At 62.8% G+C, this 26,102-nt stretch carries 27 protein-coding genes; 14 read left to right on the top strand and 13 right to left on the bottom strand.

The genetic code is table 11. The features are described 5' to 3' along the window. Positions 1-38 precede the first annotated feature (38 nt). The 4 genes from EJ076_RS33955 (at position 39) to EJ076_RS33940 (ending at position 3,115) form a co-directional block, all read left to right on the top strand. Positions 39-971, top strand: a complete 933-nt coding sequence (locus EJ076_RS33955) for a VOC family protein (RefSeq protein ID WP_126070804.1) — start codon at positions 39-41, stop codon at positions 969-971. Positions 972-975: 4 nt separating this feature from the next. After that, positions 976-1,611 (top strand): alpha/beta hydrolase, encoded by a 636-nt coding sequence (locus EJ076_RS33950; RefSeq protein ID WP_109665179.1) that lies wholly within the window; start codon positions 976-978, stop codon positions 1,609-1,611. Between the two features lie 2 nt (positions 1,612-1,613). Further along, positions 1,614-1,913 carry a GNAT family N-acetyltransferase gene (locus EJ076_RS33945; protein ID WP_109665182.1) on the top strand — a complete coding sequence of 100 codons (300 nt, stop codon included), beginning with the start codon at positions 1,614-1,616 and terminating at the stop codon, positions 1,911-1,913. 143 nt (positions 1,914-2,056) lie between these two features. Next, positions 2,057-3,115, top strand: a complete 1,059-nt coding sequence (locus EJ076_RS33940; RefSeq protein WP_126070803.1) for a dipeptidase — start codon at positions 2,057-2,059, stop codon at positions 3,113-3,115. Between the two features lie 6 nt (positions 3,116-3,121). On the opposite strand, the gene EJ076_RS33935 is transcribed toward EJ076_RS33940, so the two are convergent. From EJ076_RS33935 to EJ076_RS33920, 4 genes are read right to left on the bottom strand one after another with little or no spacing between them, the layout of a single operon-like run. Continuing rightward, complete coding sequence (locus EJ076_RS33935; RefSeq protein ID WP_109665191.1) at positions 3,122-3,382, bottom strand: hypothetical protein; 261 nt, start codon at positions 3,380-3,382, stop codon at positions 3,122-3,124. Between the two features lie 2 nt (positions 3,383-3,384). Beyond that, positions 3,385-4,659, bottom strand: coding sequence for an aminomethyltransferase family protein (locus tag EJ076_RS33930; RefSeq protein WP_126070802.1), 1,275 nt, complete (start codon positions 4,657-4,659; stop codon positions 3,385-3,387). A gap of 3 nt (positions 4,660-4,662) precedes the next feature. After that, complete coding sequence (locus EJ076_RS33925; RefSeq protein WP_126070801.1) at positions 4,663-6,228, bottom strand: NAD(P)/FAD-dependent oxidoreductase; 1,566 nt, start codon at positions 6,226-6,228, stop codon at positions 4,663-4,665. Then, a complete protein-coding gene (locus tag EJ076_RS33920) occupies positions 6,215-7,834 on the bottom strand; it encodes an NAD(P)/FAD-dependent oxidoreductase (RefSeq protein ID WP_126070800.1) in 1,620 nt (539 codons plus the stop codon). Before EJ076_RS33920 ends, EJ076_RS33925 begins: the two co-directional genes overlap by 14 nt. Positions 7,835-8,035: 201 nt before the next feature. Between EJ076_RS33920 and EJ076_RS33915 the strand changes: the two genes are divergently transcribed. The 5 genes from EJ076_RS33915 to EJ076_RS33895 all read left to right on the top strand — a co-directional run bounded on the left by EJ076_RS33915 (position 8,036) and on the right by EJ076_RS33895 (position 13,164). Further along, entirely contained in the window at positions 8,036-8,830 is a 795-nt protein-coding gene (locus EJ076_RS33915; RefSeq protein WP_126070799.1) for a methyltransferase domain-containing protein, read from the top strand. Between the two features lie 6 nt (positions 8,831-8,836). Continuing rightward, on the top strand, positions 8,837-9,550 hold the full coding sequence (betI, locus tag EJ076_RS33910; protein WP_126070798.1) for a transcriptional regulator BetI: 714 nt from the start codon (positions 8,837-8,839) through the stop codon (positions 9,548-9,550). 29 nt (positions 9,551-9,579) lie between these two features. After that, positions 9,580-10,662 (top strand): ABC transporter substrate-binding protein, encoded by a 1,083-nt coding sequence (locus EJ076_RS33905; protein WP_126070797.1) that lies wholly within the window; start codon positions 9,580-9,582, stop codon positions 10,660-10,662. 118 nt (positions 10,663-10,780) lie between these two features. Continuing rightward, positions 10,781-11,857: an extracellular solute-binding protein gene (locus EJ076_RS33900; protein ID WP_126070796.1), complete on the top strand. Its 1,077-nt coding sequence runs from the start codon at positions 10,781-10,783 to the stop codon at positions 11,855-11,857. Continuing rightward, positions 11,854-13,164: a flavin monoamine oxidase family protein gene (locus EJ076_RS33895; RefSeq protein ID WP_109665217.1), complete on the top strand. Its 1,311-nt coding sequence runs from the start codon at positions 11,854-11,856 to the stop codon at positions 13,162-13,164. Before EJ076_RS33900 ends, EJ076_RS33895 begins: the two co-directional genes overlap by 4 nt. Here EJ076_RS33895 and EJ076_RS33890 read toward each other — a convergent pair. From EJ076_RS33890 to EJ076_RS33880, 3 genes are read right to left on the bottom strand one after another with little or no spacing between them, the layout of a single operon-like run. Further along, entirely contained in the window at positions 13,128-14,201 is a 1,074-nt protein-coding gene (locus tag EJ076_RS33890; protein ID WP_109665219.1) for an ABC transporter ATP-binding protein, read from the bottom strand. The genes EJ076_RS33895 and EJ076_RS33890 overlap by 37 nt on opposite strands. Positions 14,202-14,232: 31 nt before the next feature. Beyond that, a complete protein-coding gene (locus tag EJ076_RS33885) occupies positions 14,233-15,057 on the bottom strand; it encodes an ABC transporter permease (RefSeq protein ID WP_126070795.1) in 825 nt (274 codons plus the stop codon). Next, a complete protein-coding gene (locus EJ076_RS33880) occupies positions 15,054-15,971 on the bottom strand; it encodes an ABC transporter permease (RefSeq protein ID WP_109665225.1) in 918 nt (305 codons plus the stop codon). The genes EJ076_RS33885 and EJ076_RS33880 overlap by 4 nt, the downstream gene beginning before the upstream one ends. Positions 15,972-16,243: 272 nt before the next feature. On the opposite strand from EJ076_RS33880, the gene EJ076_RS33875 reads away from it, so the two are divergent. Then, complete coding sequence (locus EJ076_RS33875) at positions 16,244-17,665, top strand: aminotransferase (RefSeq protein ID WP_109665497.1); 1,422 nt, start codon at positions 16,244-16,246, stop codon at positions 17,663-17,665. 78 nt (positions 17,666-17,743) lie between these two features. On the opposite strand, the gene EJ076_RS33870 is transcribed toward EJ076_RS33875, so the two are convergent. Next, complete coding sequence (locus EJ076_RS33870; protein WP_126070794.1) at positions 17,744-17,968, bottom strand: hypothetical protein; 225 nt, start codon at positions 17,966-17,968, stop codon at positions 17,744-17,746. A gap of 115 nt (positions 17,969-18,083) precedes the next feature. Between EJ076_RS33870 and EJ076_RS33865 the strand changes: the two genes are divergently transcribed. Next, entirely contained in the window at positions 18,084-18,599 is a 516-nt protein-coding gene (locus EJ076_RS33865) for a hypothetical protein (protein ID WP_245462935.1), read from the top strand. Between the two features lie 54 nt (positions 18,600-18,653). On the opposite strand, the gene EJ076_RS33860 is transcribed toward EJ076_RS33865, so the two are convergent. Continuing rightward, the gene (locus tag EJ076_RS33860; RefSeq protein WP_126070793.1) at positions 18,654-19,856 is read right to left on the bottom strand and encodes an aromatic ring-hydroxylating dioxygenase subunit alpha; all 1,203 of its coding nucleotides are present in this window, start codon (positions 19,854-19,856) and stop codon (positions 18,654-18,656) included. Positions 19,857-20,366: 510 nt separating this feature from the next. On the opposite strand from EJ076_RS33860, the gene EJ076_RS33855 reads away from it, so the two are divergent. After that, entirely contained in the window at positions 20,367-20,777 is a 411-nt protein-coding gene (locus tag EJ076_RS33855; protein WP_109665235.1) for a hypothetical protein, read from the top strand. A gap of 121 nt (positions 20,778-20,898) precedes the next feature. Here the strand turns inward: EJ076_RS33855 and EJ076_RS33850 are convergent, their stop codons facing one another. Both EJ076_RS33850 and EJ076_RS33845 read right to left on the bottom strand, forming a co-directional pair. After that, positions 20,899-22,986 (bottom strand): sensor histidine kinase, encoded by a 2,088-nt coding sequence (locus EJ076_RS33850; RefSeq protein ID WP_164548798.1) that lies wholly within the window; start codon positions 22,984-22,986, stop codon positions 20,899-20,901. Positions 22,987-23,065: 79 nt separating this feature from the next. Next, positions 23,066-23,839, bottom strand: a complete 774-nt coding sequence (locus EJ076_RS33845) for a response regulator transcription factor (protein WP_206438756.1) — start codon at positions 23,837-23,839, stop codon at positions 23,066-23,068. A 46-nt stretch (positions 23,840-23,885) separates the two neighbouring features. Here EJ076_RS33845 and EJ076_RS33840 point away from each other — a divergent pair, with 46 nt between their 5' ends. Then, positions 23,886-24,572, top strand: coding sequence for a response regulator transcription factor (locus EJ076_RS33840; RefSeq protein ID WP_126070792.1), 687 nt, complete (start codon positions 23,886-23,888; stop codon positions 24,570-24,572). A 72-nt stretch (positions 24,573-24,644) separates the two neighbouring features. On the opposite strand, the gene EJ076_RS33835 is transcribed toward EJ076_RS33840, so the two are convergent. Beyond that, a complete protein-coding gene (locus tag EJ076_RS33835) occupies positions 24,645-24,812 on the bottom strand; it encodes a hypothetical protein (protein WP_081738724.1) in 168 nt (55 codons plus the stop codon). Positions 24,813-24,868: 56 nt separating this feature from the next. Further along, positions 24,869-25,201 (bottom strand): hypothetical protein, encoded by a 333-nt coding sequence (locus EJ076_RS33830; protein ID WP_109665243.1) that lies wholly within the window; start codon positions 25,199-25,201, stop codon positions 24,869-24,871. Between the two features lie 353 nt (positions 25,202-25,554). On the opposite strand from EJ076_RS33830, the gene EJ076_RS33825 reads away from it, so the two are divergent. Next, positions 25,555-26,016, top strand: a complete 462-nt coding sequence (locus EJ076_RS33825) for a L,D-transpeptidase (protein WP_126070791.1) — start codon at positions 25,555-25,557, stop codon at positions 26,014-26,016. The last annotated feature ends 86 nt before the right edge of the window (positions 26,017-26,102 follow it).

The raw sequence follows: 26,102 nt of genomic DNA, 5'->3' as shown, positions 1-26,102 counted from the left end.
GCGAGGGCCGCACAAGCACCAAGGGAAGGAGCAAGACAATGCTCGACCAGATCAAAGGCCTGCATCACGTCACATCGATGGCCAGGGATGCCCGCCAGAACAATGAGTTCTTCACCAAAAAGCTCGGCCAGCGCCGGGTCAAGAAGACCGTCAATTTCGACGCGCCTGATGTCTACCACCTTTATTACGGCGATGAGGCCGGGACGCCCGGTTCGGTGATGACCTATTTCCCGTTCCCCGACATTGGCAAGGGCCGGCATGGCGTCGGCGAAGTCGGCACCACGGCCTACTCGGTGCCGGAAGGCACGCTCGCCTACTGGGAAAAGCGTTTTGCCGATGAGGGCGTCTCCGGCCTGTCGCGCGAAGAGACATTCGGCGAGAAGCGTCTGGCCTTTGCCGGACCGGATGGCGACGGTTTCGCGCTGGTCGAGGACAAGGCTGACAGCAGAGCGCCATGGGCGAAAGGCGGCGTCCCTGTTGATGAGGCGATCCGCGGCTTTCATTCCGTGTCGCTCCGGTTGAAGGATGGCGGCGCCACTGAGGAGCTGCTGAAGTTCATGGGCTATGAGGAAGTCGACAAGTCCGGCAACGTCAGGCGGCTGGCGGTGAAGAACGGCAATGGCGCCGATGTCGTCGACATCGAATCCCTGCCGGCTGCTGCCTTCGCCGATCTCGGCGCCGGCTCCGTCCATCACGTCGCCTTCGCCGTCGAGAATCGCGCCAAGCAGCTCGAAGTGCGCAAGGCGTTGATGGATACCGGCTATGGCGTGACGCCGGTGATCGACCGCGACTATTTCTGGGCGATCTATTTCCGCACGCCGGGTGGGGTGCTGTTCGAAGTGGCCACCAACGAGCCGGGTTTCGATCGCGATGAGGACACCGCTCATCTCGGCGAGGCGCTGAAGCTGCCGACGCAGCACCAGCACCTGCGGCCCTATCTCGAACAGCATCTGCAGAAGCTGGAAGGCTGAGGTCATGAGCAAGGACGCTTACATCCACAAGTTGCTGCCCGGTTCGCCGGGCGGTCCACTGCTGTTCGTCTTCCATGGCACGGGAGCCGATGAGAACCAGCTTCTGTCGCTGGGGCGCGATCTCGCGCCCCAGGCAACCATCATCTCGCCGCGCGGCGATGTGTCCGAACAAGGTGCTGCGCGTTTCTTTCGCCGTACCGGCGAGGGCGTCTACGACATGGACGATCTGGCACGGGCGACGGACAAGATGGCGGGCTTCGTCAAGGCGCATGTCGAGGCGGCCCATGTCGGGGCGGCAAAGCCGTCGATCGTGCTTGGTCTCGGCTACTCCAACGGCGCCAACGTCCTGGCCTCGGTGGTGTTTGCGGCACCGGCGCTGTTCGACGCAGCGGTGCTGATGCATCCGCTGATCCCGTTCGAACCGGAGGTCAAGGGCAGCCTTGCCGGCCGCCATATTCTGCTGACCGCCGGCAAGCGCGATCCGATCTGCCCGCCGAACCTGACGACGCGGCTCGAAGCCTATTTGCGTGCCGACGGCGCCGATGTCACAGTGGAGTGGCATGAAGGCGGGCACGAGGTGCGGCCAAACGAGATCGAGGCGGCGCGGCGGTTCTTTGCCGATGCTGCCCAAGGAGTATAGCGATGCCTGACCAACTGCCTGAGATCGAGCTTGAGGATCGCGGTTCCAAGGGTCGCTATGTCCTGCGCGGGCCCGGTGGCGCCGAGGCCGAGATGACCTTCACCAAGATCGGCGAGCACCAGATCATCATCGACCATACCGAGGTGCCGGACGCATTTCGTGGCCAGGGTGCCGGGCTTCGGCTCGTCACCCGCGCCGTCGAGGATGCGCGGGCGGCAGGCAAGAAGATCATCCCGCTCTGCCCCTTCGCCAACGCCCAGTTCCGCCGCCATCAGGAGTGGGCCGACGTGCTGAAGCGGTAGGATTTTTGTCACCGGGAAACGGCGCGGCAAGTGGCTGCCATCCCACCGGGATGGCTTTGGCATTTGCGCGGGTGGCGCATCCTGCCTAAGTAGATATGGTGTATCTCAGCCCCTTGCCGACAAACGAACCGAATGATCCCCCTATGACCGAAACCGACCTCGTTCCCGTCTTCGACGGCCACAACGATACGTTGCTCAGACTCTACCAGTCGAAAGACACGGACATCGAAAAGCTGTTCATCGAGGGGAAATCGGGCGGCCATATCGACCTGCCGCGTGCCAAAGCCGGTGGCTTTGCCGGCGGCATGTTCGCCATCTTCCCGCCGCCAGTCGAGAAATCCAGACGCAGCGCCGTGCCCCTGGCGCCGAGCGCAGCCGAGCCGCTGCCGCCGGAGGTCCCGCGCAATGAAGCGCTGACCTCGACGGTCGCGATGGCCTCGATCCTGTTCAGGCTGGAGCGGGCCGGAGCGCTCACCGTCTGCCGCAGTGCCGGCGATGTGCGCAATGCCATGACGCAGGGTTCGATCGCTGCGGTGTTCCACATCGAAGGGGTCGAGGCGATCGATCCCGATCTCACCATGCTCGACGTGCTGCACGCAGCCGGCCTGCGCTCGCTCGGCATCGTCTGGAGCCGGCCGAACGCCTTCGGTCACGGCGTACCGTTCCGCTTTCCGTCCTCGCCTGACACCGGGCCCGGCCTGACCGATGCGGGCAAGGCGCTGGTCAAGGCCTGCAACCAGCTGAAGATCATGATCGACCTCTCGCATCTCAACGAGAAGGGTTTTCGCGATGTCGCCGCGCTCAGCGATGCGCCGTTGGTCGCCACCCATTCCAACGTGCATGCGATCTGCGGCCATTCGCGCAATCTCACCGACTGGCAGCTCGGCGCGATCCGCGAGTCCGGCGGCATGGTCGGACTGAACTTCGCCACAGGCTTCCTGCGCGAGGACGGGCGCATGAATGCCGACACCAGCCTCGACATCATGGTGCGCCATGTCGATTCGTTGCTGCAGGCTCTGGGTGAAGACGGCGTCGGCCTCGGCTCCGATTTCGACGGCGCGATGATCCCGGCCGTCATCGGCGACGTCGCCGGCCTGCCGAAGCTGATCGATGCCTTGGCGGCACGTGGCTTCGGCCGCGCGCTGATCGAAAAGATCGCCTATCGCAACTGGCTTGGCATGCTCGAGAAAACGATAGGTTAGAACGACTTATTGGAAGCCCATGCGCTTCAGCCAGTCCTTGCCGACACCACGGTCGCGGATGATCGGCAGCGGATCTTCCGAATCGAGCCGCGCGCAGATGCGGTAGACTTCGAGCGTCTCGGAGGTCATCTCGTCGCGCTTGTAGAAGAACATGGCGGCGGCATAGCGCGTGCGGCCGGACCACTTCTCGCCGAGCGGTGTGTTGACCAGCTCCCACTGTTCGGCGGCTTCCCCATCTTCTTGCTGCTTGTCGGCTTCGTCGGTCATGATCAGAAGTCCGCCGGCGGATTGGCAGTGCGGCGGTCGAGCTTGATGAACGGACGCGCCACCACCTTGGCTCGCTTCATCAGCTTCTGATACTGCAGCTCGCGCATGGCGTAGATCTCGACCCAGAGGTCCTCGACCATGGTATCACCGTATGGCCGCGCCAGCGAGGCGATGGCGATGTTGCGCTTGGCCATCGGCGACCACATGGCGGCGCTGACCAGGCCAACCTCGTGGGCTTTCTTGTGGTAGACGATGGCGTGTTCGGCAGGGATGTTGCCTTCGATCTCCAGCCCGACCAGCACATAGCGCAATTTGCGTTTCGCTCTCGCCTCGAGGATGGCACGGCGGCCATTGAAATGGCCCTTTTCCAGATCGATCATGAAGCCGAGCCCGATCTCGTCGGGCATGCGCAGGCGGTCGGCGCGGATGGCGTGCTCGGCGGTTGTGAAATCCGCATTGGCAACGATCAGCCCTGCCTCCAGACGGGCGCGGTTGAGCGCGGTGTAGCCGATGGCGCGGATGCCGCGCAGGTCGCCCGATGTCATCAGCCGGTCCCACAGGCTCAGCGCCTTGTCGGCCGAAACGAACAGTTCGTAGCCGAGATCGCCGGTGAAGCCGGTGCGCGAGATGGTTACCTGGGTGTTTCCTTGGGGGCCGCCATCATGCGGGAAGTCGGCGAGGTCGAATATTTTCAGCCTCTCGACGCCGGCAAAGCCAGCATCGCGCAGCACCGCAAAGGAGGTCGGGCCTTGCAAGGCGAGGCCGGCCACCGCCTCAGTCTCTTCCTCAACGATCACATCGAAACCGACGGCGCTGTCGAGCAGCCAAGGCAGATGCCGCTCTTGCGAACACAGCCGGAAGCGGGTCGGCGACAGACGGAACAGTGTGCCGTCATCGAGGACGAAACCCTCGTCGTCGCACCAGGCTGTGTAGTGGACGCGGCCGGGCCTGAGCTTGGTGACATCGCGCAGCGTCACGCGGTTGAGCAAGGCTTCGGCGTCCGGCCCCTCGATCCGGTATTTGGTCATCGGCGAAATGTCGAACAGTGCCGCCTGGCTGCGGATGGCGAAGTATTCGAGCTCCTCGTCCCACAGCGAGTGGGGCGCGCGGTAACCGGCCCAATTGTACCAGTCCTGGGTTCTGGCCAGCGCGTCGATGCGCGGCTGGAATGGCGTGCCCAGACGCAGCGTGTGAAAATGAGCCTGCGCTGCGATGCGGGCGGAAACGGGCGCGCCGGCTGCCTTTGCGACGGGTCTCTTCTTGGTTGCCTGGGCCATGGCCTATCCCTTCATCGCGATGATGCGTCGTGCGGCGTTGAGGCCAGGTGCGCCGGAGACGCCGCCGCCGGGATGCGAGCCAGCGCCGGCCAGGAACAGCCCATCGATCGGCGTGTCGTAGCCGGACCAGCCGGAGACGGGGCGCGAGACCAGCATCTGGTCGGCCTGCAATTCGCCATGATGCCAATGGCCGCCCGGCATGCGATAGCGCGTCTCGATATCGGCCGGCGTCAACAGTTCAGCATGGACCACGCTCTCGCTGATGCCGGGCGCGTAAGACTCGAGCTGCGTCATGATTGCCTTGAGGAATTTCGGCTTGCCGGCGTCCCAGCCTTCCTTGAGGGCGTAGGGTGCATATTGCACGACCGCCGACAGCACGCAGGCGCCGCTGGGCGCGAGCGACGGATCGGCGAGGCTGGGCAGCGTGACCTCCATCACCGGCTCAGGCGAGAACTCACCATATTTGGACGGGTTGAAGGCACGCTCGACGTGGTCGGGCGAGGCGGCGATGACCAGCCGACCCTTGTGGCCGGCGGCATCGACACCGCTGAATTGCGGCGGCCGGTCGAGTGCCAGATTGAGCTTGGCCGCATCGCCCTTCATGCGGATGTTCTTCACCTTCCGGGCGAAGCCGGTGTCGATCTCGCGCGGTCCGACAAGGTCGAGGAAAGTCATCGCCGGATTGATGGCCGAGACGATCGTGTTGGCGCGCAGCACCTCGCCATTGTCGAGCGCGACACCGACGGCGCGGCCCTTCTCGATGATGATTTTTGCTACCGGCGCGGATGTGCGGATTTCGACGCCAGCATTCTCCGCCGAGGCACGGATGGCGGCGACGACCGCGCCCATGCCGCCTTGCGGCAGGATCTGCGCGCCGGCCGCACCATCGGTCTCGCCGGCCAGCCGGTAGTAGAGGCCGAGCAATGAGGTCGGCGAGCGCGGGCCGAGATGGCTGCCCAGCGTTGCATCGAAGGCGAGCAGGCCTTTCAGCCTGTTATCGGCAAGCTGTTCGTCAAGCAGGTCGGCAACGTTCATCAACAGCACGCGCAGGAAGTCGCGCATGTCTTCCTTGCCGAGCTTTTTCAGCGCCAGTGCGGTCTTGCCGAGTAAAGCGGTCTCCAGCAGCGATATGCCGGCGAGATCGGGCGGCCGGCGGGACAGGAATGGTTTCAATATGCCGGTATAGCGCAGCAGCTGCGCGCGCAGCTCCTTCCAGGCCGATTGCTCGGACGAACTGGCGCCAGTCAGCACCTCGCCATAGGCGCCATGCAGGACAAGCGGCGGGCCGTCTTTCGACAGCGCCACCGACGGCATGAAGTCGGCGCGACCAAATTGCAGCCCGTGCTTTTCCAGCTCCAGCGTCTTCACCACATCGGGATGCAGCCGGTTCAGCAGATGGGCAATGGAGGATGCGCGAAAGCCGGGCGCGAATTCTTCGGTGCGCGCGGCGCCGCCGGCTTCGCTTCCGGCTTCCAGCACCAGCACCTTGCGGCCGGCTTTGGCCAGCGTGGCAGCAGCGACGAGGCCATTGTGGCCGCCGCCAATGATGATTGCGTCAAATGACGTCATGGGCCGGGCTCATGTGGGAGGTCGACTTGGCGAGATCGCGCAGGATTTCCGCCGCGGCATTGCGGCCGGGCGCACCCATGACGCCGCCGCCGGGATGGGTCGAGGAGCCGCACATATAGAGCCCATCGACCGGCGAACGGTACTGCGCGTAGCCCGGAACCGGACGGTTGAACAAAAGCTGGTCGAAGGTCAATTCGCCCTGGAAGATGTTGCCCTCGGTGAGGCCGACTTCCGCCTCGATCTCGCGCGGCGTGCGCACCTCCATGTGGACGATGCGGTCGCGGAAGCCAGGCGAGTATTCAGCGATCTGGGCAATCACGCTTTCGGCGAAGCCGTCGCGATCGGCATCGGTCCACTCGCGGCCGCCGATCTTGGGCGGGGCGTATTGCACGAAGCAGCTCATGAAATGCTTGCCGGGCGGCGCCATGGTCGGGTCGAGTGTCGTCGGGATGACCATGTCGAGGAAGGGATCGGCCGACCAGCGCCCGGCCTTCCAGTCGTCATAGGCGCGCTCCATTCGCTCCATCGAATCGGTGAAATGCATGTCGCCGCGATAGACCGGCGAATCCTTCGGCAGCGCTGGGAATTCCGGCAGCGAATCGAGCGCGATGTTGACCTTGCCGGACGAGCCGCGGATCTTGAAGTTCCTCACCCGGCGCAGGAAGATGTCGGGCAGTTCCTTTTCCTCGACCAGCTTGAGGAAGGTGCGCTTCACGTCGGCGTTGGAGACGACGAGCTTGCCGTAAATCTCCTCGCCGCCGGCCAGCACCACGCCTTTGGCCTTGCCGCGCTTGACCAGCACACGGTCGACCTCGGCGCCGGTGCGGATGGTTCCGCCCGACGCCTTGAAGGATGCCGCGAGTGCCTTGGTGACGGCGCCCATGCCGCCGCGCGCATAGCCCCAGGCACCGACCGAGCCGTCGACCTCGCCCATATAGTGGTGCAAAAGCACGTAAGCCGTGCCGGGCGACATCGGCCCGAGCGCGGTGCCGATGATGCCGGACAAAGCGAAGTTCGCCTTGATGACATCGGTCTCGAAATACTCGTCGAGGAACTCCGAGATCGACATGGTCCAGAAGCGCAGCGTCAGCGCCATTTCCTGCGCCGACAGGCCGGCGAATTTCTTGCCGAGATAGAGCAGTTCGCCGAGGTCGCGCGGCCGCAGGCTGGTCGGGTCGGGCGCGGTACGCATCAACAGCGGCTGGATGAAGCGGCACTGCCGCGTCACGTCGCGGGCATAGCGGTCATAGGCTTCCGCATCGCGCTTGGAGAAGCGGGCGAATTCGCGCCGGTGCGCATCGTGGTCGCGATAGTTGGCGAGGTAGTCGCCATCCCGGGTGAACACCGCGCCGCCCTCGTATGAGATGACCTGCAGGCCGAAGCGAGACAGTTCGAGGTCGCGCATGATCTCAGGGCGAAACAGCGAGCAGACATAGGAGCAGTTGGAGTAGAGGAAGCCCGGTGTCAGTTCCCTGCTCGTGGCGGCACCGCCGACCCAGTCGTTCTTCTCGACCACCAGCACGTCGAGGCCGGCGCGCTGCAGGTAGCAGGCGTTGACCAGTCCGTTGTGCCCGCCGCCGATGATGATCGCATCCCAAGCTTTCATTTTGGCCCAGTCTTCCCGCACGACCCGCTCTTCATTTTTGCGTGATCTGTTCCCGAATGCGCGGAATTTGGCACGGTATCAGCCATTCTGTCCAGTCATACTGAATGAATGTTCAACAAATGGTGTTGCGTTTTCTCAGCCTTGAGATACACTTTGCGGGCTTTCCAAAGTGCTTAAATCGGCTGACGGGGACGACATCCGATGATTGAGACGGCAGATGCCGAGCCGGGGTATGACGACACTGCCATCCGCTTCCTCGAGTCGCTGTGGGGCGACGGCTATCTGTCGCCGGGAGGCCCGGACGAGGTCGACCGGGTGGTTGAAGGGCTTTCGCTCAAGGACAAGACGATCCTCGATATCGGCTGCGGCTCCGGCGGCATCACGCTGCATCTGGTCGAGCGCCACGGCGCCGCTCACGCTACCGGCTTCGATGTCGAACAGCCGGTGATCGAAACGGCGAGGCAGCGAGCCGCCGCGCGTGGGCTCGCGGATCGTGTCAGCTTCATCCAGGCGCCACCGGGACCGCTGCCTTTCGCCGATTGCTCCTTCGATGTCGTCTTCTCCAAGGATGCGCTGCTGCACGTGCCAGACAAGGACGCGCTGTTTGCAGAAATCTTCCGGGTTCTCAGGCCGGGCGGCGTCTTTGCCGCCTCCAACTGGATGATCTCACATGACGGCGAACCGTCACCCGAGATGAGGGCCTATATCGCGGCGGAAGGGCTGTCCTTCGCCATGGCATCGCCGGCGCGCTATGCGCAGGCGATGCGTAGCGCCGGCTTTGCCGATGTCACTGCCAGGGATCGCAATCCCTGGTATCGCGACGTCGCGCGCGGTGAGCTGGAAAAGCTGAAAGGGCCGCTCTACCCGATGGTCGCCGCCGAGGTTGGCGCAGCCTATGTCGACAAGAACATACGAACCTGGGAAGCCATGCAGAAGGTGCTTGACAGTGGTGAGCACCGTCCCACTCATCTTCGCGGTCGAAAGCCGGTTGGATAGCCGGCGATGCTGGAGACCATCAGACCCATGAAGACTTCAGTCGCCAGGGAAGCCCTCCTTGAATCGGTGCGGAAAAGCGAGGCCGAGAAGCGCGGACGCAAGGCCTCGAAGGAGGTCAGGCAGCTTCAGCTCATCGAGGCGACGATCGATTCGCTGGCCAAGCGCGGCTATTCGGAAACGACGATGGCCGATGTTGCCGACGGCGCGGGCCTGTCGCGCGGCATCGTCAATTTCCATTTCGAGAGCAAGGAAAAGCTGCTCATCGCGACCTTGCAGCATATGTATGACGAGTATTCGTCGCATTGGCGCAACGCCCTGCAGAAGGCGGGCGATGACCCCGCCGATCAGCTTCACGCGTTGGTCTCCGCCGATTTCGACCGGTCGATCTGCAACAAGCGCAAGCTTGCCGCCTGGTGTGCCTTCTGGGGCGAGGCCAAGTCGCGGCCGACCTACCAGGCGCTGAGCAGTGCGCGCGATGCCGTCTACCAGACAATCTTCATCGACCTGTGCGCGACGCTGAAGCAAAGCGGCTCCTATGCCTATGAGCCGCAGGTCATGGCGCTGGCGCTTAGTGCGATGCTGGAAGGGCTGTGGCTGCGGTTGATGATGGGGACCGAAGACACCACCCGCGAGACCGCCTTGCAGGCGGCCAATGAATTCCTGTCGGTGGCCTTCCCGAAACACTATCCGTCGAAGGCCGCCGGCGCGACAAAACCATAAGAACACCAGAACAGACAGAGGATGGAACAATGAAGAAACTGACCCGACGCCTGACATTGACCCTGGCGCTGACTGGTGCGCTGGCGGCTTCGGCCGCGGCACTTGCGGTCGCCGCCGACAAGGACCTGATCGTGTTCGACTGGTCCGGTTATGAAGACCCCAGCTTCCACCCGAAATATGTCGAGAAGAACGGCGACTCGCCGACCTTCGCCTTCTTCGGCGATGAGGACGAGGCGTTCGAAAAGGTTCGCTCCGGCTTCAAGGCCGATCTCGGCCACCCCTGCTCGCAGAGCGTGGTAAAATGGCGCGAGGCCGGCCTGCTGCAGCCGCTCGACACGTCTAAGATCACGGGCTGGAAAGACCTCAATCCCGGCATCATGGCGATGAAGGATCTTGCCACGACATCGGACGGCAAGGCCTGGTTCATGCCCTGGGACTGGGGCAATACCCAGCTCACCTACAACACCTCCAAGATCGATGCCAAGGACGTGCAGTCGCTGAAGGCTTTTGCCGATCCCAAGTTCAAGGGCAGGGTGTCCATCGGCGACAATGTCGACGATGCCTATGCGCTGGCGAGCCTCGCCATAGGCCTCAAGGACTGGACCAAGATGACCGACGACCAGTTCAAGCAGGCATCGGATTTCCTACGCCAGGTGCACAAGAACGTCCGCTCCTACTGGACCGACACGACCGACGTCGTGCAGCTGCTGAGCGGCGGCGAGGTCGATCTCGCCTGGGCCTGGAATGACGCAACAGTGCAGTCGGTCGCCGCCGGCGTGCCGATCATGGCGAAGAAGGACACCGACGAAGGCATCTCGACCTGGGTCTGCGGCTATGTGCTGTTCAAGGACGCGCCCGGCAATGTCGACAAGGCCTATGACTATCTGAACGCCGTCAACGACCCGGAGACCGCCAAGGTGCTGGTCAAGGACTGGGGCTACGGCCAGGCCAATGCCAAGGGCATGGCCGGCGTCGACCAGGCGGTCTTGAAGGAAAAGGGCTATGACGACGTGCAGAAATTCATCGACAAGACGCTGTTCCAGTCGCCGGTGCCTTCCGACCTCAAGCTCAAGATGATCGCCGAATTCGAGAAGATCAAAGCCGGGTACTGAGCCCTTGTTCCGGGCGTCCCGTCTGCGCGTCGACAGGGCGGCAGACGGGCTCGCCAAAGTCTGGGAATTCTCCTAACCTTTAGGGGACGTTTGCGCGATCCCGGGGGGATTCTCAGCCATGAAATCGATGCTACGCCGCCTTGCCCTTGCCGCCGCGTGCATGATTGGCGCCGGTGCGGTCTATGCCTTCGCCGAAGGCGGCGGCGATCTCGTCGTGTTCGACTGGTCGGGCTATGAGGATCCGCTGCTGCACCCAGCCTACACCGCCAAATACGGCGCCGAGCCGACCTTCGCCTTCTTCGGCGACGAGGACGAAGCGTTCGAGAAGATGCGGGCCGGCTTCAAGGCCGACATCGCCCACCCCTGCTCGCAAAGCGTGGTCAAATGGCGCGAGGCCGGCATGCTGCAGCCGCTCGACACCTCCAGGATATCAGGCTGGAAGGACCTCAATCCCGGCATCATGGCGATGAAGGATCTCGCCGTCACCGCCGACGGCAAGGCCTGGTTCATGCCGTTCGACTGGGGCAACACCTCGCTGCTCTACCGCACCGACAAGGTGACGGCTGAGGAGGCGCAGTCGCTAAGGGTCTTCGCCGATCCGAAATACAAGGGCCGTGTCACGATCGGCGACAATGTCGATGACGCCTATGCGCTGGCGAGCCTGGTGATCGGTCTCAAGGACTGGACCAAGATGACTGACGCGCAGTTCCAGGAGGCGTCCGCCTTCCTACGCGACGTGCACAAGAACATCCGCTTCTACTGGACCGACGACACTGACCTCAACCAGGCCTTTATCGGCAATGAGGTCGATCTGGTCTGGGGCTGGAACGAGACCTTTGTCACGCTCAAGGGGCAAGGCATGCCGATCGCCATGAACCGCGACACCAGGGAAGGGATTTCGACCTGGGTGTGCGGCTATGTGCTGATGAAGGACGCGCCTGGTAAGCTCGATGAAGCCTATGAATTCCTCAGCGCCGTCAACGCACCCGGCGTGTCGGACTACATGGTCAAGACCTTCGGCTATGGCCATGGCAATGGCGCCGGCATGGCAGCGATCGACCACAAGGTGCTGGTCGATCGCGGCTTCGACAATCTCGACAAGTTCCTCGACAAGACGCTGTTCCAGCAGCCGGTGGCGCCAGAGCTCAAGCAGCGCATGGTCGCCGAATTCGAGAAGATCAAGGCCGGCTATTGACGGGCGAACCGGAAAGAACCGATGTCGTTATCGTCGGCGCCGGCTTCACCGGCCTGTCGGCGGCGCTTGAGCTGAAGGCAGCCGGCATCGGCTTTCTGTTGCTCGAAGCGCGCGACCGCGTCGGCGGGCGAGTGGAAGCCGTTCTCGACGGGCTTGGTAAGCGGCTCGATAGCGGCGGTCAGTTCTTCTGCGAAGACATGCTCGAGGTGATGGCGCTGGCCGAGGCGCGAGGCAAGACCTTCGTTGAGACCTATGTGAATGGCGATTTCATCACCCATCCATCGATGTCGGTCGAACAGGCCGAGCGGACCTATCATGGCGCGATGGCAATCCGCGAGCGCATGAACAGGATTGAGCCGAACGATCCCTCGATAGCAGGGCTGACCGTCAACGTCTGGCTCGATCGTCAGAAGGACGCAACCGATGCCAAGGCGGCGTTCCGGTCGATGATCGAGGGCCTGTGGTGCCTGGCGCTCGACAAGGTGCCGCTGTGGCACCTGATCGACAATGACCGGCGCATCACCAACGAGGTGCCGGAGCTGCAATACTTCCTGCGCGACACCATGCAGTCGCTGGCCGAGGATCTGGCCGGGGATCTCGTTGGCCGGGTGCGGCCGAACGAACCGGTCACGCGCATCGAACATGGACTGTATGGTGTTCGCACCGTCTCGCCCAACGGCATTGTCGAAGCACGGGCGGCGTTGATTGCCGTGCCACCGGCAACGGCCGCGAAACTCGATTTCGCACCTGCCTTGCCGGAGTTGCTTAGGAAAGCACTTGGCGTGTGGGAAAGCGGAGCGGTGATCAAGATCCAGGTGCGCTATGCCAGGCCGTTCTGGCGTGATCGCGACTTGTGCGGCATGGTGATGTGGCGCGATCTGCCTGGCCTGTTTGCCTGCGATGCCAGCAAGGATGCGGACCATGCCGCGCTTGTCGTCTTCGTCGGCGGGCCGCTGGCGCTGCGTTGGCATACGCTCGGCGAAACGGCGCTGCGCACCGAAGTGACGGCAAGGCTGAAGGACGCCCTTGGCCAGGAGGCGGCGGACGTCCTGGATTTCAGCTATCGGGACTGGACGGATGATCGCTGGAGTGGCGGCGCTTACAGCGACCTCATCGTCGATGTGACGGCTGTCGATGCCGAGTCGACAATCCTGGCTGGCTCACCATCCCTGCATTTCGCCAGTTCGGAACTGTCGCCGTCATTTCCGGGCTATGTCGAAGGCGCCATCGTCGCCGGGCGCATCGCGGCGCGCAAGATGATCGCCGAGCTTCAATCGGCCATCGCCACCAAAGCCTCGGGATCGTAGGCGAGGCGGATCGAGGTGCCGACAGGGATGTCGTCGGCGCCGAAATCGTTGGTCTCGGTCACCGACAGCGGCTTTTCCAGTCCCGGTATCTCGACGATCAGATGGGTGATCTCGCCAAAATAATGGCGTTCGACCACCTTGCCGGCGACCTCGAACTTGGCCGTCGCATTGTCCCACAGCACGCGCAGCCGCTCCGGCCGGATGCCGAGTGTCGCGCCGCCACCATTGCGGACAAAAGCCTTGGGCTTGTCGGTCTTGATGCGACCAAAGCCCAGCGTGTCGACAACCAGTGAGGCGCCACTCTCCTCGACGATCTGCGCCTTGACGAAGTTCATGCCGCCAAGGAAGTCGGCGACCTGGCGGGTGACCGGCCGCTGGTAGATTTCCTTGGGCGAGGCGACCTGCGCAATCCTGCCGCCGAACATCACGGCGATGCGGTCGGACATGGCCAGCGCCTCATATTGGTCGTGGGTGACGAGCACGAAGGTGATGCCGACCGCCTGCTGCAGGCGGCGCAGTTCGACCTGCATCTGCTCACGCAGCTTCTTGTCGAGCGCCGACAGCGGTTCGTCGAGCAGCAGCACCTTGGGCCGCATCACCAGTGCGCGTGCCAGCGCCACGCGCTGCCGTTGGCCGCCGGAAAGTTCTGTCGCCAAGCGCTTGCCGAGGCCGGTCAGCGAGACCTGCGCCAGCGCCTCCTCGACCCGGCGCTTCTCCTCGCCGCCCTGCAGCTTCAGCCGCTTCAGCCCATAGGCGACGTTTTGTTCGACATTGAGGTGCGGGAAGATCGCATAGCTCTGGAAGACCATGTTGGTCGGCCGGCGGTTGGCGGGGATGCCCTCCATCGGCTGACCGCCGACAGAGATCGAACCGCTGGTCGGATTGTCGAAACCGGCGATCATGCGCAACAGCGTGGTCTTGCCGCAACCGGATGGGCCGAGCAACGAGAAGAACTCGCCTTCCCGGATGGTCAGCGAGGCGTCATCGAGCGCCTTGAACGCCCCATAGCTGCGGGTAACGTTCTTGATTTCGATCATGGATCGGTCGGATTGGAAGATTTGGGGTTGCTCAGGCATAGAGGCCTCCCTCGTTCTGGGTGCGTCTGGCCGCGCGGCGACGCAGGATTTCAGCGACGGTCATCAGCAGAAACGAGGCGACCAGCAGCAGCGTGCCGAGCGCCAGCACGCCCGGCAGCTTGGCTGCGAAGCGCAACTGGCCCCAGATGTAGATCGGCAGAGTCGCCTCGGTGCCGGTGAGGAAGAAGGCGATAATGAACTCGTCGAGCGAGATGGTGAAGCAGACCAGCAGGCTGGAGATGATGGCCGGCGCCACCATAGGCAGCGTCACCCGCCGGAAGGTGCCGAAGGCGCTCTCGCCGAGATCGGCGGAGGCTTCTTCGAGGCTGCGGTCGAAGCCCTCGAAGCCGGAGGTCAGCACCGTCATCGAATAGGGAATGCAGACCAGCACATGGCCGAGCACGACGGTGAACAGCGACAGGCTGAGGCCAAGCTGCAGCATCACCAGCAGCATGGAGATGGCGACGATCACTTCAGGCAGCACCAGCGGCGCCATGATCAGCCCGTGGATGGTGCTGCGGCCGGGATAGCGATAGCGGGTGATCGAGCGCGCGGCGAGGATGCCAAGCAGGGTGGACAGGAGAGCGGCCGACACGCCGACGATCAGGCTGTTCCAGGCGGCGTCGAGCAAAGCAGGCGTGCGCGGCAGGTCCTCATACCAATGCAAGGTGAAGCCGGTGAGCGGAAATTTCGGTGTCGCTGCCGTGTTGACCGAGAAGATCGGCAGGAAGATCACTGGCAGATAGAGGAACACGACGTAGAGAAACGCATAGGTCGCCAGCCAGCCGCCGGACAGGAAACGCCGCACCGCAATCATCGCGCCAGCCTCTGGACGGCGCGGATGATCAGCACCGTGGCACCCGCCATCAGCGTCACGATCAGCATGGTGGTGACGGAAAGGGCGGCGCCCAGCGGCCAGTTGGAGGCCTTGCCGAACTGCGCCTGGATGGCGTTGGCGATCATGACGCCGTCCTTGCCCCCGACCAGCTTCGGCGTGACGTAGTCGCCGACGGTCGGGATCATCACGATCAGTGCTGCCGAGATGACGCCAGGCGCCGACAGCGGCAAGGTCACGCGCAGGAACGAGCGCAGCGGACCATCACCGAGATCGGTGGCTGCTTCGACCAGCGTGCGGTCGACCTTTTCCAGCGAGACGAAGATCGGCAGGATGGCGAAGGCCGCCCAGGCATGGGTGAGCGTGATGATGACGGCGCTCGAATTGTAGAGCAGCGCGGTCGACGGTTCGTCGATGATGCCGAGGCCCATCAGGCCGGAATTGAGGACGCCGTTATAGCCGAGGATGACCTTCCACGACATCACCCGCAGCAGGTAGCTGGTCCAGAACGGGATGGTGATGAGGAACAGCCACAGGCTCTTGTGGCGGCCGCCGTGGAAAGAAATGAAATAGGCGATCGGATAGGCCAGAAGGACGGTGAGCAGGCTGACCGTCAGCGAAATGTAGAGTGAGCGCCACAACAGATCACGGTAGATCGGCTCGGTCAGCGCGACGCGGTAGTTTTCCAGCGTGAAGGTGCGGTCGATGGTCAGGTAGTGCTGCGTCCAGAAGGAATGCGCGATGACCACCAGGATCGGCAGCACCAGAAGGATGAGCGCGTAGATGAAGGTCGGGCTGATCAGGGCGAGGCCCTGTACGGGTTCTGACTGCAGAAGGGCATTTCGTCTGGCCCGCGTCATCCGCAACGGGGGCGACCCTTCCGCGGCCGCCGTCATTGCCAGACTCCGGGGGGCAGGGCTCCGGGTGTGATCTCGGTTGCTGGCCTGGACTGTCCCGCCATGCGGCATCCCATTGTGCTGGCGCCGGCTGCTTGTTCCCCTTGCCGGCTTTCTTTCATCATGCGCGCATCCTTGGATTGAAATCAAGCGCTATTTCTGCAATATTGATTGAACGGACATTCAAAATGAAGTGAAGAAAGCCGCTGTTTCCAATGCTTGGCATCTCACTTCATGTCCGATGAAATTCTGTGAAGCAATGTGAGGCGATGATGGCTGCGGCAAGAGACCTGAAGGCGACCGAGATGGCTGGCGCGGAACCCGGTGACGATGCCATCGAACTGGCCAAGCGCCATCTTATCCAGCCTTGGCCGTTCGCCGGTTCGGTCGGCGCGGAAGCACGCGCGCTGATCGGCGAAGGCGACGGCATCTACATCACCGACAGCACCGGCAAGCGGCTGATCGACGGGCCGGCCGGCATGTGGTGCGTCAATGTCGGCCACCGCCGCGAGGAGCTCGCCAAGGTGATGTACGATCAGGCGATGGCGCTGTCCTACAACACGCCGTGGTACACGATGAACGCGCCGTCGGCGGAACTCGCCATGCGCATCGCCGGCCACGCGCCGGGCGATCTCAGCCATGTCTTCTATACCACCGGCGGCTCTTCGGCCGTCGAGACGGCGCTGCGCTTCATGCAGTTCTATAACAATGTGCGCGGCCGACCGGAAAAGAAGCTGATCCTGAGCCGCGGCGGCGCCTATCACGGCTCGACCTACCTGTCGGCCTCGCTCAACGGCCGCCCGCGCGACCGCGACTGGATGGACGGTGCCGACGAGCTGGTCATCAAGCTGTCTTCGCCCGATCCGTTCCGCCGCCCGCGCGGCATGAGCCTTACAGCCTTCACCGATTTCCTCGTCGATCAGTTCCGCGACATGATCGCTCGTGTCGGCGCCGACAAGATCGGTGCATTCGTCGGCGAACCGGTGCAGGCATCAGGTGGCGTCGTCGTGCCGCCCGATGGCTACCTCAAGCGTATCCGCGAGATCTGCCGCGACAACGACATCCTCTATGTATCCGACGAGGTGGTCACGGCGTTCGGCCGGCTTGGCCATGTCTTTGCCTCCGGCGATGTGTTCGGCATCGATCCGGATATGATCACCTTCGCCAAGGGCGTCACCTCGGGCTATTTCCCGCTCGGCGGCGTCATCATTTCGGAACGGCTGTTGGAAGAGTTGCGCAGGTCGAACCATCCCGACGCGATGTTCGGCCATGGCCTGACCTACACCAGCCATCCTGTCGGCTGCGCAGTGGCGCTGAAAAACCTCGATCTGCTGGAAGAGGGCGTGCTTGCCCACACGCAGGCGGTCGCGCCTTATTTCCAGGCGCAGCTGAAGACGCTGGAAGAATTGCCGCTCGTCGGCGAGGTGCGCGGGATGGGGTTGATGGGCTGCGTCGAATGTGTGGCGGACCGCGAAAGCAAGGACCCGCTGCAGCTCGACAAGGATGTCGGAAAACGCATCGACGCCCATTGCCATGAACTCGGCCTGCTGGTGCGGCCACTGATCAACATGTGCGTGATGTCGCCGCCGCTGGTCATCACCCGCGAGCAGATCGACGACATGGTTGGCATCCTGCACGAAGGCATTTCAAGGACGATGGATGATTTGAGGAAAGAGGGCGTGTGGCGGGGGTGATTTTCTCCCTTCTCCCCGTTTCACGGGGAGAAGGTGCCGGCAGGCGGATGAGGGGCGGCGGCGGGCGATTCCGTCCGATCAGCCAGCTGCTCGCCTGGCGAGCGGCCGGCGGTGCAGGTCCGCCTTCAGGATCGCCGGGTTGTAGGCCATTTCGGAGCGACCCGACATCGGTGCCGGCGGCACGATCTCATAGATCGAGTCAAGAATGTTGTCCCTCAGAACGACGTTGAAGCCAGCGATTATAGCAATTTTCCCCAAGCCCGGGACATCGCAATGCTGCAGGTTGTGGCGGCGATGTTCCAACGCCGAAAGGGGCTTCCGTCGCAAAGTTCCACAAGGCGCGCTTGCCGGACGCGACATGGACCGCCGGGGCTGCGCTAGGCAGTTGAGTTCATCTGCCTGGAAACGAAGGGCAGTAATGACGATGACGATTTCTTCGTTTCTCACCGCTCTCGGATTCGAAGGTCCGCCAGCCGATCGGGCGAAAGACATGGCCCTTTATGGATGGCTGATTGGAAACTGGGAAATGGATTCGGTCCACCACCTCGACGACGGCACAATCCAGAAATGGGATGGAGAATGCCATTTTGGCTGGGTGCTCGAAGGCCGCGCGATTCAGGATATTTGGATCAGGCCCAAACGCCCCGCGCCGTCGACGATGTATGGTACGACCTTGCGCATCTTCGATCCTGAGATCGATGGCTGGCACATCATATGGAACGACCCGCTCAACCAGGACCACTCGCGCCAGATAGGGCGGGCCGAAGGCAAGGACATCGTCCAGCTCGGCAATGACTCGCGCGGTCTGAAAACGCGATGGCGTTTCACTGAGATCACCGCCAACAGCTTCCATTGGATCGGCGAGGAAAGATCTTCCGAGAGCGACCCTTGGAAAATCACGTATGAACATCTAGCTCGCCGAACAAAACCCTGAAGCTAGTGGTGTCCGCTTGGCACCACACCCGCAATCTGTTTTGAACCAAGCCTTCTAAGACCGCGACCTGAGCGCGTCGTTCAAATTCCACATGTCCTTCTCCTCGGGCGCGGTCTCCAGGCCCAGCACTGGCAGCATCTTGCGCAGATGATCGTGGTGGGTGCGCACGCCATATTCGAGGTCGGAGAGATAAAAGCCCTCGAAGGCTTCGGACAGCATGGATTCGTTCGACCATACCGAGAGCTGCACATCTTCCGACATGGTGTCGCGGTCGATGCGGAAGGAGAGGTAGCGGGCGGCGGCCTGCTCGCGGCTTTCGTCGCGGTAGCGGTAGATGGCGCCGCGCAGCAGCGTCTCACCCGTCGACAGCGGAAACTCCTGATAGAACTGCACCGATTCCGGCATCACCGAAATGACCGCATTGGGGAAGATGCCGTAATAGACCCAGGCCTTCTTCAGATAGCCGGGCAGATGTGTCGGCTCGGGTGCGATCTTGACGTAGTTCTTGACGCTCCAGCGCCGGCCGGCATGCGGGTTGTAGGTGGCGAATGAGCGCGACACGCCGTTGATGAAGGGCTCATCGAAATAGGTGGCGCCATAAAGATCCTGCAAGGCGGGATGCGCCATGGCGACGTGATAGCCCTCATTGTCGACGTCGCGCACCGACTTCCAGTTCACCGGGGTCTTCTGGTTCCAGATGCCCCAGGAGGGCACCATGTCGGCGGCGTTGTAATGCGCGAATTCGGGCTCGATCGGCTTCATCAGCTCGGCGACCGAGGGCTGCGGCCCGCCATTGCGGAAGCGGATGAAGATGAAGCCCATCCAGACTTCCAGATCGAGTGGCATCAAGCCGAACTCGGTCTTGTCGAGGTCGGGGAAGGAACGCGGACGTGCAGCGCCGCGCAGTGTGCCGTCGAGATTGTAGACCCAGCCATGGAACGGACACACCAGTGCGTTCTTGCAATTGCCCTGGCTGTCGGCGACGACGCGGCTGCCGCGGTGGCGGCACATGTTGTTGAAACCGCGCACGACGCCATCCTTGCCGCGCACGATCAAGGCGCGCTCGCCGACGATGTCCATGGTCAGATAGTCGCCGGCGTCAGGGACGTCCGAGACGTGCCCGACGATCTGCCAGTGATTGCGAAAGACGTGCTCCTTCTCGAGTTCGAGAAGGGCATCGGAATGGTAACTCCAGCCCGGCAGTCCCCGCCGGTCCCAATCGTTGGGGATCGCCACGTCACGGAGGTGCGGGTTCATAAAACGTCTCTTCTTTTTATTGAATACTCATTCAATAAAATCATATTTTTCATTGAAATGCAATGGCTTGTGAAAGTATCGAATGTTCGTTCATCCGCGCCGAAGTCGATTTTCGACCGATGCAGCCGAGGAAAATCCCGGAAATTCCAAGCCTTAACATGGCTTGTGGAGCGAGCCTCTTGGGCGAGGGGCAGCGCTCGATGCCGAGAAAATCTCACCCGTTTTCCCGCAAGAATTGCTGCTTCCCTGTCCAGAGTGTGAGGTTGCTCATAGTTCGCTGGGCGAGGTTGGGCTTTGCTGCCGGATATCGACGTTCCAGCAATATCCTGATCGATGAAACAGCTTCGCAAAACAGACCAGCGTATCCGGCTGTGGCCGGTTTTGCCCGAATGTGCCCGTATCCAGCGTTGCGATGCTGTTACACGGGCACGCTCTGCGTATCATCCGCCCGTTACCAAGTGCGATTAAATTCGTTTTACCACCAAAAGAAACTTAGCGAAGGGGAAGGCAATGCATGCGAAAATCCAGACGATCCGCGGCGAGAGCCGCCTTCAAGCTCCAGAGCGCAATGACCGCCGTCCGAAACTGGCGCTGCGCCAGCGGGCCAGCGACCACCCCATGGCGATGTTCATGGTGCTGGCTGCTTGCGCCTTCACCGGCATGGCGTTCACGCCGACAATCGGGCCGGCCTTTGCTTCGTTGAATCCGCCTGCCAACGTCGTCCAGGGTGCGCAGACGACGACCAGGACCGCGCGTCTGCCGATGCCGGTGACCGACTTCGCCTGCAAGGGCCAGGCCTGGGGCGCCGAGAGCATCGATTGCCTGCGCGCCATTGCCGAGCAGTCCGGAGCACACAAGAGCCGCGCAATCCGCATGATCGCCAATGCCGCGCCGTTGACCAGTACGCCGAACATTTTCTGATTTCTGTCGAAGCATGATCCCGAAAACCGGTTCCCACTTTGGGGATCGTGCTCTGACCCTCCCCGAGCGCCTCCAGCGCTCCTTTCGGCTCCCGCCGCGACGTCGGTTGGGGGCCGCTTTTTTATCCTTTTATTGCCGCTTGTTCGGCAATGGCGGACAGCACGCTGCGCACATCCAGCGTACTGAACGGCTTCTCCAGGATCTGCGGCCGCTGCTGTGCCGGCAGGGCCTCGATTTCGGCTTTCGCGCCGATCAGGTCGCCGGTGACCAGCACGAAACGCCGCGCCAGGTCGGGCTTTTCGGCGAGCAGCTCGCGATAGATCGATATGCCGCTGACGCCGGGCATGCGCAAATCCGAAAAGACGATGTCCGGCGGCATGTGACCGCTCAAGGTGGCGGTGCCCGATTCCCAGACAGGAACGATCCGCGACTTGATGCCCATCAATTCGAGAATGTCGGAGAGCGAGCCGGCAACATCCGGCTCGTCGTCGATGATCAAGGCGTGGCGCAGGCCGCTCGATCGCGGCTGGTTCTCGCCGGCAGCGACAAGGCCGGCTACGATGGCGGGCAGATGGACGACAAAACGCGCCCCTCTCGGCAGCACTTCCTCGAACCAGACATTGCCATTGTGCCGCTCGATGATCGATTTCGAGATCGACAGGCCGATGCCGGTGCCGACGCCGACCGGCTTGGTGGTGAAATAGGATTCGAAAATCCGGCTGCGGATCGCTTCCGGCACGCCGGGCCCGTTGTCCTCGACCGAGAAGCAGGGGTTGCCCCGGTCGCTGCGGAACGTCCGCACCTTGATCAGCCGGTCGCCGGCAATGCCAGCCAAAGCGTGCTGGCTGTTGATGAGGAAATTGGCCGCCACCTGCGTCACGTGGTCGGCGTCGGCCATGGCCAGCAGCGGGCCGGCGGCGAAGTCGGTGTCGATGATGATGCCGCTTGAGCGCGCGCCATAGGCGGTCACTTCCAACGCCGCACGGATCACCTGGTTGAGGTCGGTCTCGGCCTGTGCCGCGGGATGAAGGCGCACCATCGACAGGAAGCTCTTGACGATGCGGCCGCAGCGCTCGGCGGCGGCGCGGACTTTCTCTGCGCGCACCTTGGTCTGCGGATCGGAGGCGAATTCGTGCAGCAGCGTCGATTGCGCCACCACCACGGCCAGCGGGTTGTTGAGCTCATGCGACACGCCGGCCAGCAACGAACCCATCGCCGCCATCTTCTCGTTCTGGTGCAGCTTCTCGCGCTGGCGGCCGATCTCCTCCTCGGCGCGCAATTTGTCGCGCAGGTCGCGGATGGAGCCGAAGATCAGGCGGCGGTCGGCGACCCGCATCTCGGTTGCGGTCAGCTCGATCGGGAACACTTCGCCGGCGGCGTTCTGGGTCACCGTCTCGAGCCGCTGGCCGACCATCGGCGCGCCGCGGCCGGACATGTATTCGGCCCCCGAAGCATAACCTTTTCTGTAGTAGATCGGCACGATGGTATCGAGCAGGTCCTTGCCGAGGATGTCGCTGCGCTGGAAGCCGAACATCTTCTCGGCGGCCGGATTGAATTCGATGATCGAGCCCGTCTCATCGATGACGACGATGGCGTCGAGCGAGGCCTGCAGCATGGTGCGGCGAATGACCTCGCTGGCATGGGCTTCGGAGGGCGAGCGCTCGATGGCATCGCCGATGGCCAGCGCGATGATGTGCAGCGTCGCCTCTTCCTCGTCGGTCCACTCGCGCTCGTTGACGCAGTCATTGACCGCCAGCGTGCCCCACAGATGCCCGTGTGCGAAGACCGACACCGACAGGAACGACTTGATGTTCTGCTTCTCGAAATCGGTTCTCAGAAAGCCTTCGAGGTTGCGCGTATGGCCGGCGAAGATCTTGCCTTGCCGCTCGTCCTCTGCCAGCCGCTCCAATAGCGGGTCCGAATTGACGATCGACTGCATGATGACGGTCGGTGACGCCAGTTCGCCGCCAAAGAGCGGGTCGATCCAGTAGGCGGCGACGGATTGGGCGAAGCCCTGGCCAGGCAATTCGCGCAAGCGAAACAGGATGCCGCGCTGGCAATCCATGGCCCGGCAGAGCGTTTCCAGGATACCTTCCATCTCGCGCTGCCAGTCGCCGGCCTCGCGCAGCCGGCGAACGACACGCACGGCCGCCATCGCAGCGCCCTGCCTGAAACCCTGCATCTCCGTGCTTGCTGCTTCAGCGGTCATTGTCAGCCGTCATTCCACAGGTCATGCCAATTCGATCAACGAGCAACGGCCCGAACCTGAAACCCTCTGGCCTCGCTGCTCAGTTGCCGTCGCCGGTCGGCAGCGAGAAGATATAGCCTTCGCCGCGCACCGTGCGCAGGAATTTCGGATTGGCCGGATCGGTCTCGATCTTCTTCCTCAGCCGCATGATGCGAATGTCGACCGCGCGCGACGATTCCGGATCTTCGGTGAAGCCGATCGCCTCGGAGATCGCGGCGCGGGTCAGCAACCGGTTGGCGCGGGTCAGGAAAACCTCCAGCACGTCGAATTCGCTCTTGGCCATCTCGACCACCGCGCCATTGGCGCCGGTGACCAACCTGCCGTCGAGATCGGCCTGGAAAGGTCCGAAAGCAACGGAACGGCGATCGGTCCTGGCCTTCTTGTCCTGAAGTTCCTGCGGCTGGGGAACCCGGCGCAACACGCTGCGGACCCTCGCCAGCACTTCGCGCAATTCGTAAGGCTTGACGATGTAGTCGTCCGCACCAAGCTCCAGCCCGACGATGCGGTCGAGCGCGGTGCCGGCGGCGGTGGCGTAGATGATGCCGATCGGCAGCTTCGAGCGCAGCCAGCGGCCGAGCGACAGGCCATCCTCGCCAGGCATGGCGATGTCGAGTATGGCGAGATGGAACGACTGCGTTTCAACGAGGCTGCGCGCGGCGGCAGCACTTTCAGCGGTGACCACTTCATAGCCGGCGGCTTCGAGATATTCGGCAACCGCGTCCCTCAGGTCGGGCTCATCCTCGACGATGACAATTCTTGCCCGCACGATGCTTTCGCTCCCACTTTCAGTGGAAAGTAGATTGGGTATAAACATGATGTCCAGCACTCATCTCGGGATGTCTGTTGCAGGGTGGGAAAACATGGCCGCACGATCGATCATCGCGCTTGTTTCCGTTGCCGAAGTGGTCGCGACCGAACTCGCCGACCATCTCGAGCGGCGCGGTCACGATGTGCGTCAGGCGCGCCAGCCTTGGGAGGCCGAATCGCTGCTGTCGGGGAAGGGCATCGACGTCGTCGTCGTCGGCGACAGCCTCAGCCAGGCGGAAGGGCGCGACCTGCTGCGGCGCCATGGTGGCGAGGGCGGACCGGATTTCATCCTGATCTGCCGGCCGGCCGATCTCGTCGACAAGGTGCTGGCGCTCGAGCTTGGTGCGGCCGACGTCGTCGAGAGCCCGCTCAATGTCCGGGAACTGGCTGCCCGTGTTGGCGGTCTGCTTTCGCGACGCGGCAGGGGCACCCAGGAACTGATCGTGCTGGAGAACGCGACTGTCGATCTGAGGTCGGCCATGGTCATGCATCGCTCCGGCACGGAGGAACAGCTCTCGCCCGGTCAGGTGGCGCTGCTCAGGCTGTTCCTTGCCAGTCCGCGCAAGGTGCTGACGCGTGACGACATCATTGCCGCGGCACCAGCAGAAAACGCCGACGCCTTCGATCGCTCGATCGATTCGCGCATCGTGCGGCTGCGCCGCAAGCTTGACACCGAAACCATCACCACCATACGCGGCGCCGGCTACCGGTTCGATCCGCCGCAGCAATTCGCCGGTTGATTGCCGGACACCCAGGCAACTTGTTTGGCTGAGCATCGGGTTTTCCATCTCTGGGCCCGATGCTCTTGGGGCTCAGCGTACCAGCAGAAGTGACGGGCCCACCGGCATGTCACTGCCCATGGTCAGTTCGCTTGCATGGGCGCGGTCCCTGAGCAGCACGGTGGCAAGGCCGGCAAAACCGAGCAGGCCCTGTGCGTAGAGCAGTGCGGACAGCACCGAAGCGGCAAATTTCGTTTTCATCGTAGCAGTTCCCCAAAAGTGCCAATTCTTCAAAAATGAATGTATTGCGGGTCGCTTCAGGACACCCCCGAAGTGCCCGCGCCGCCCACGGAGCCCCCCGTCGCGGCGCGGGCCTTCGGTCCTCTCGGCAGCAAGTAGCCGGAGGCGCCGCGCAAACCCGTCAGCCTAAGGCCGACCCGCCAGAGGGCCTTTAGCCGGGCGATGCGCAGGCTGGAAACAATCCAGACCGTGGCGAAAAACAGTGCGGCATGCAGCGTCGAAATCTCGCCTGACGTCATCGCGCCGAGCCTTGTAAGCGGGGTGCCGGCAACCGTGCCGACGCCGCCGATGACCGCTGCCGCGATGCTGATCCTGAGAAGCCAGGACAGTGCGTTCGATTTCGTTTCCATGTTCGTTACCGGCTGTTTTCGTTGCGTCAACTTTGCTTGCGGCCCGTATCCGGATCATGCCGCTTGAAGCCTCGTTTTGTTGCAGTTCGGTTTCGAGATCGCCGGCTCTTCTTTCGTATGCGACCAACTCGCACTTTCGTTTAGAGGCGGATACTCATGTTCCTGACTTTGGCCTCATCGGCTGACGAGCGGGCCGACTCTCATTCGCTTCTATGGAGACAGCGTTCGTTAACCTGAGGAAACAGATTCGAAACACAAATGAGCATTTTGCGAAATCTCCCCGAAACATGACGTTGGGATAAGCAGCCATCGAATTGGAGCCGGCCGAACCGGCAGAGAGAGGGGACGTCATCATGCATACCGCCATTTCCGCCAAGCTCATCAACATCACCGCCGCCGCGCTGACGGGCGCCGCACTGCTGTTCGGCGCCGGCTCGGGCGTAGCGCACGCCGCCAACAAGATCGTGGCGCGCGTTTCGCTTTCACAGCAGGTCATGGAAGTCTCGATCGACGGCCGGCCGACCTTCGCCTGGAAGGTTTCCACCGGCGACCGGGCCCATGTGACGCCGACCGGCTCGTTCAAGCCGACGCGCATGCATGAGATGTGGTATTCGAAGAAATACGACAATGCCCCGATGCCGCACTCGGTCTTCTTCAGCGGCGGCTATGCGGTGCATGCGACCTATGCGATCAAGCATCTCGGCCAGCCGGCTTCGCATGGCTGCGTGCGGCTGCATCCCGACAACGCCGCCGATTTCTACCAGCTCGTCGAAACCTTCGGGGCGACCAACACCAGCATCGTCATCGTCAAGTAGCAGGCTGTGACCGACGGCGTGTCAGCATGCTGCCGCGCCTCAAAGCTCCCACCGGAAAACGCTGCGGTATTGAGTACAGCGCAAAC

This window comes from Mesorhizobium sp. M7D.F.Ca.US.005.01.1.1, assembly GCF_003952545.1.
Classification (GTDB): domain Bacteria; phylum Pseudomonadota; class Alphaproteobacteria; order Rhizobiales; family Rhizobiaceae; genus Mesorhizobium; species Mesorhizobium loti.
The sequence above is the reverse complement of the archived record's forward strand: the minus strand, read 5'-3'. Positions and strand labels throughout refer to the sequence as shown.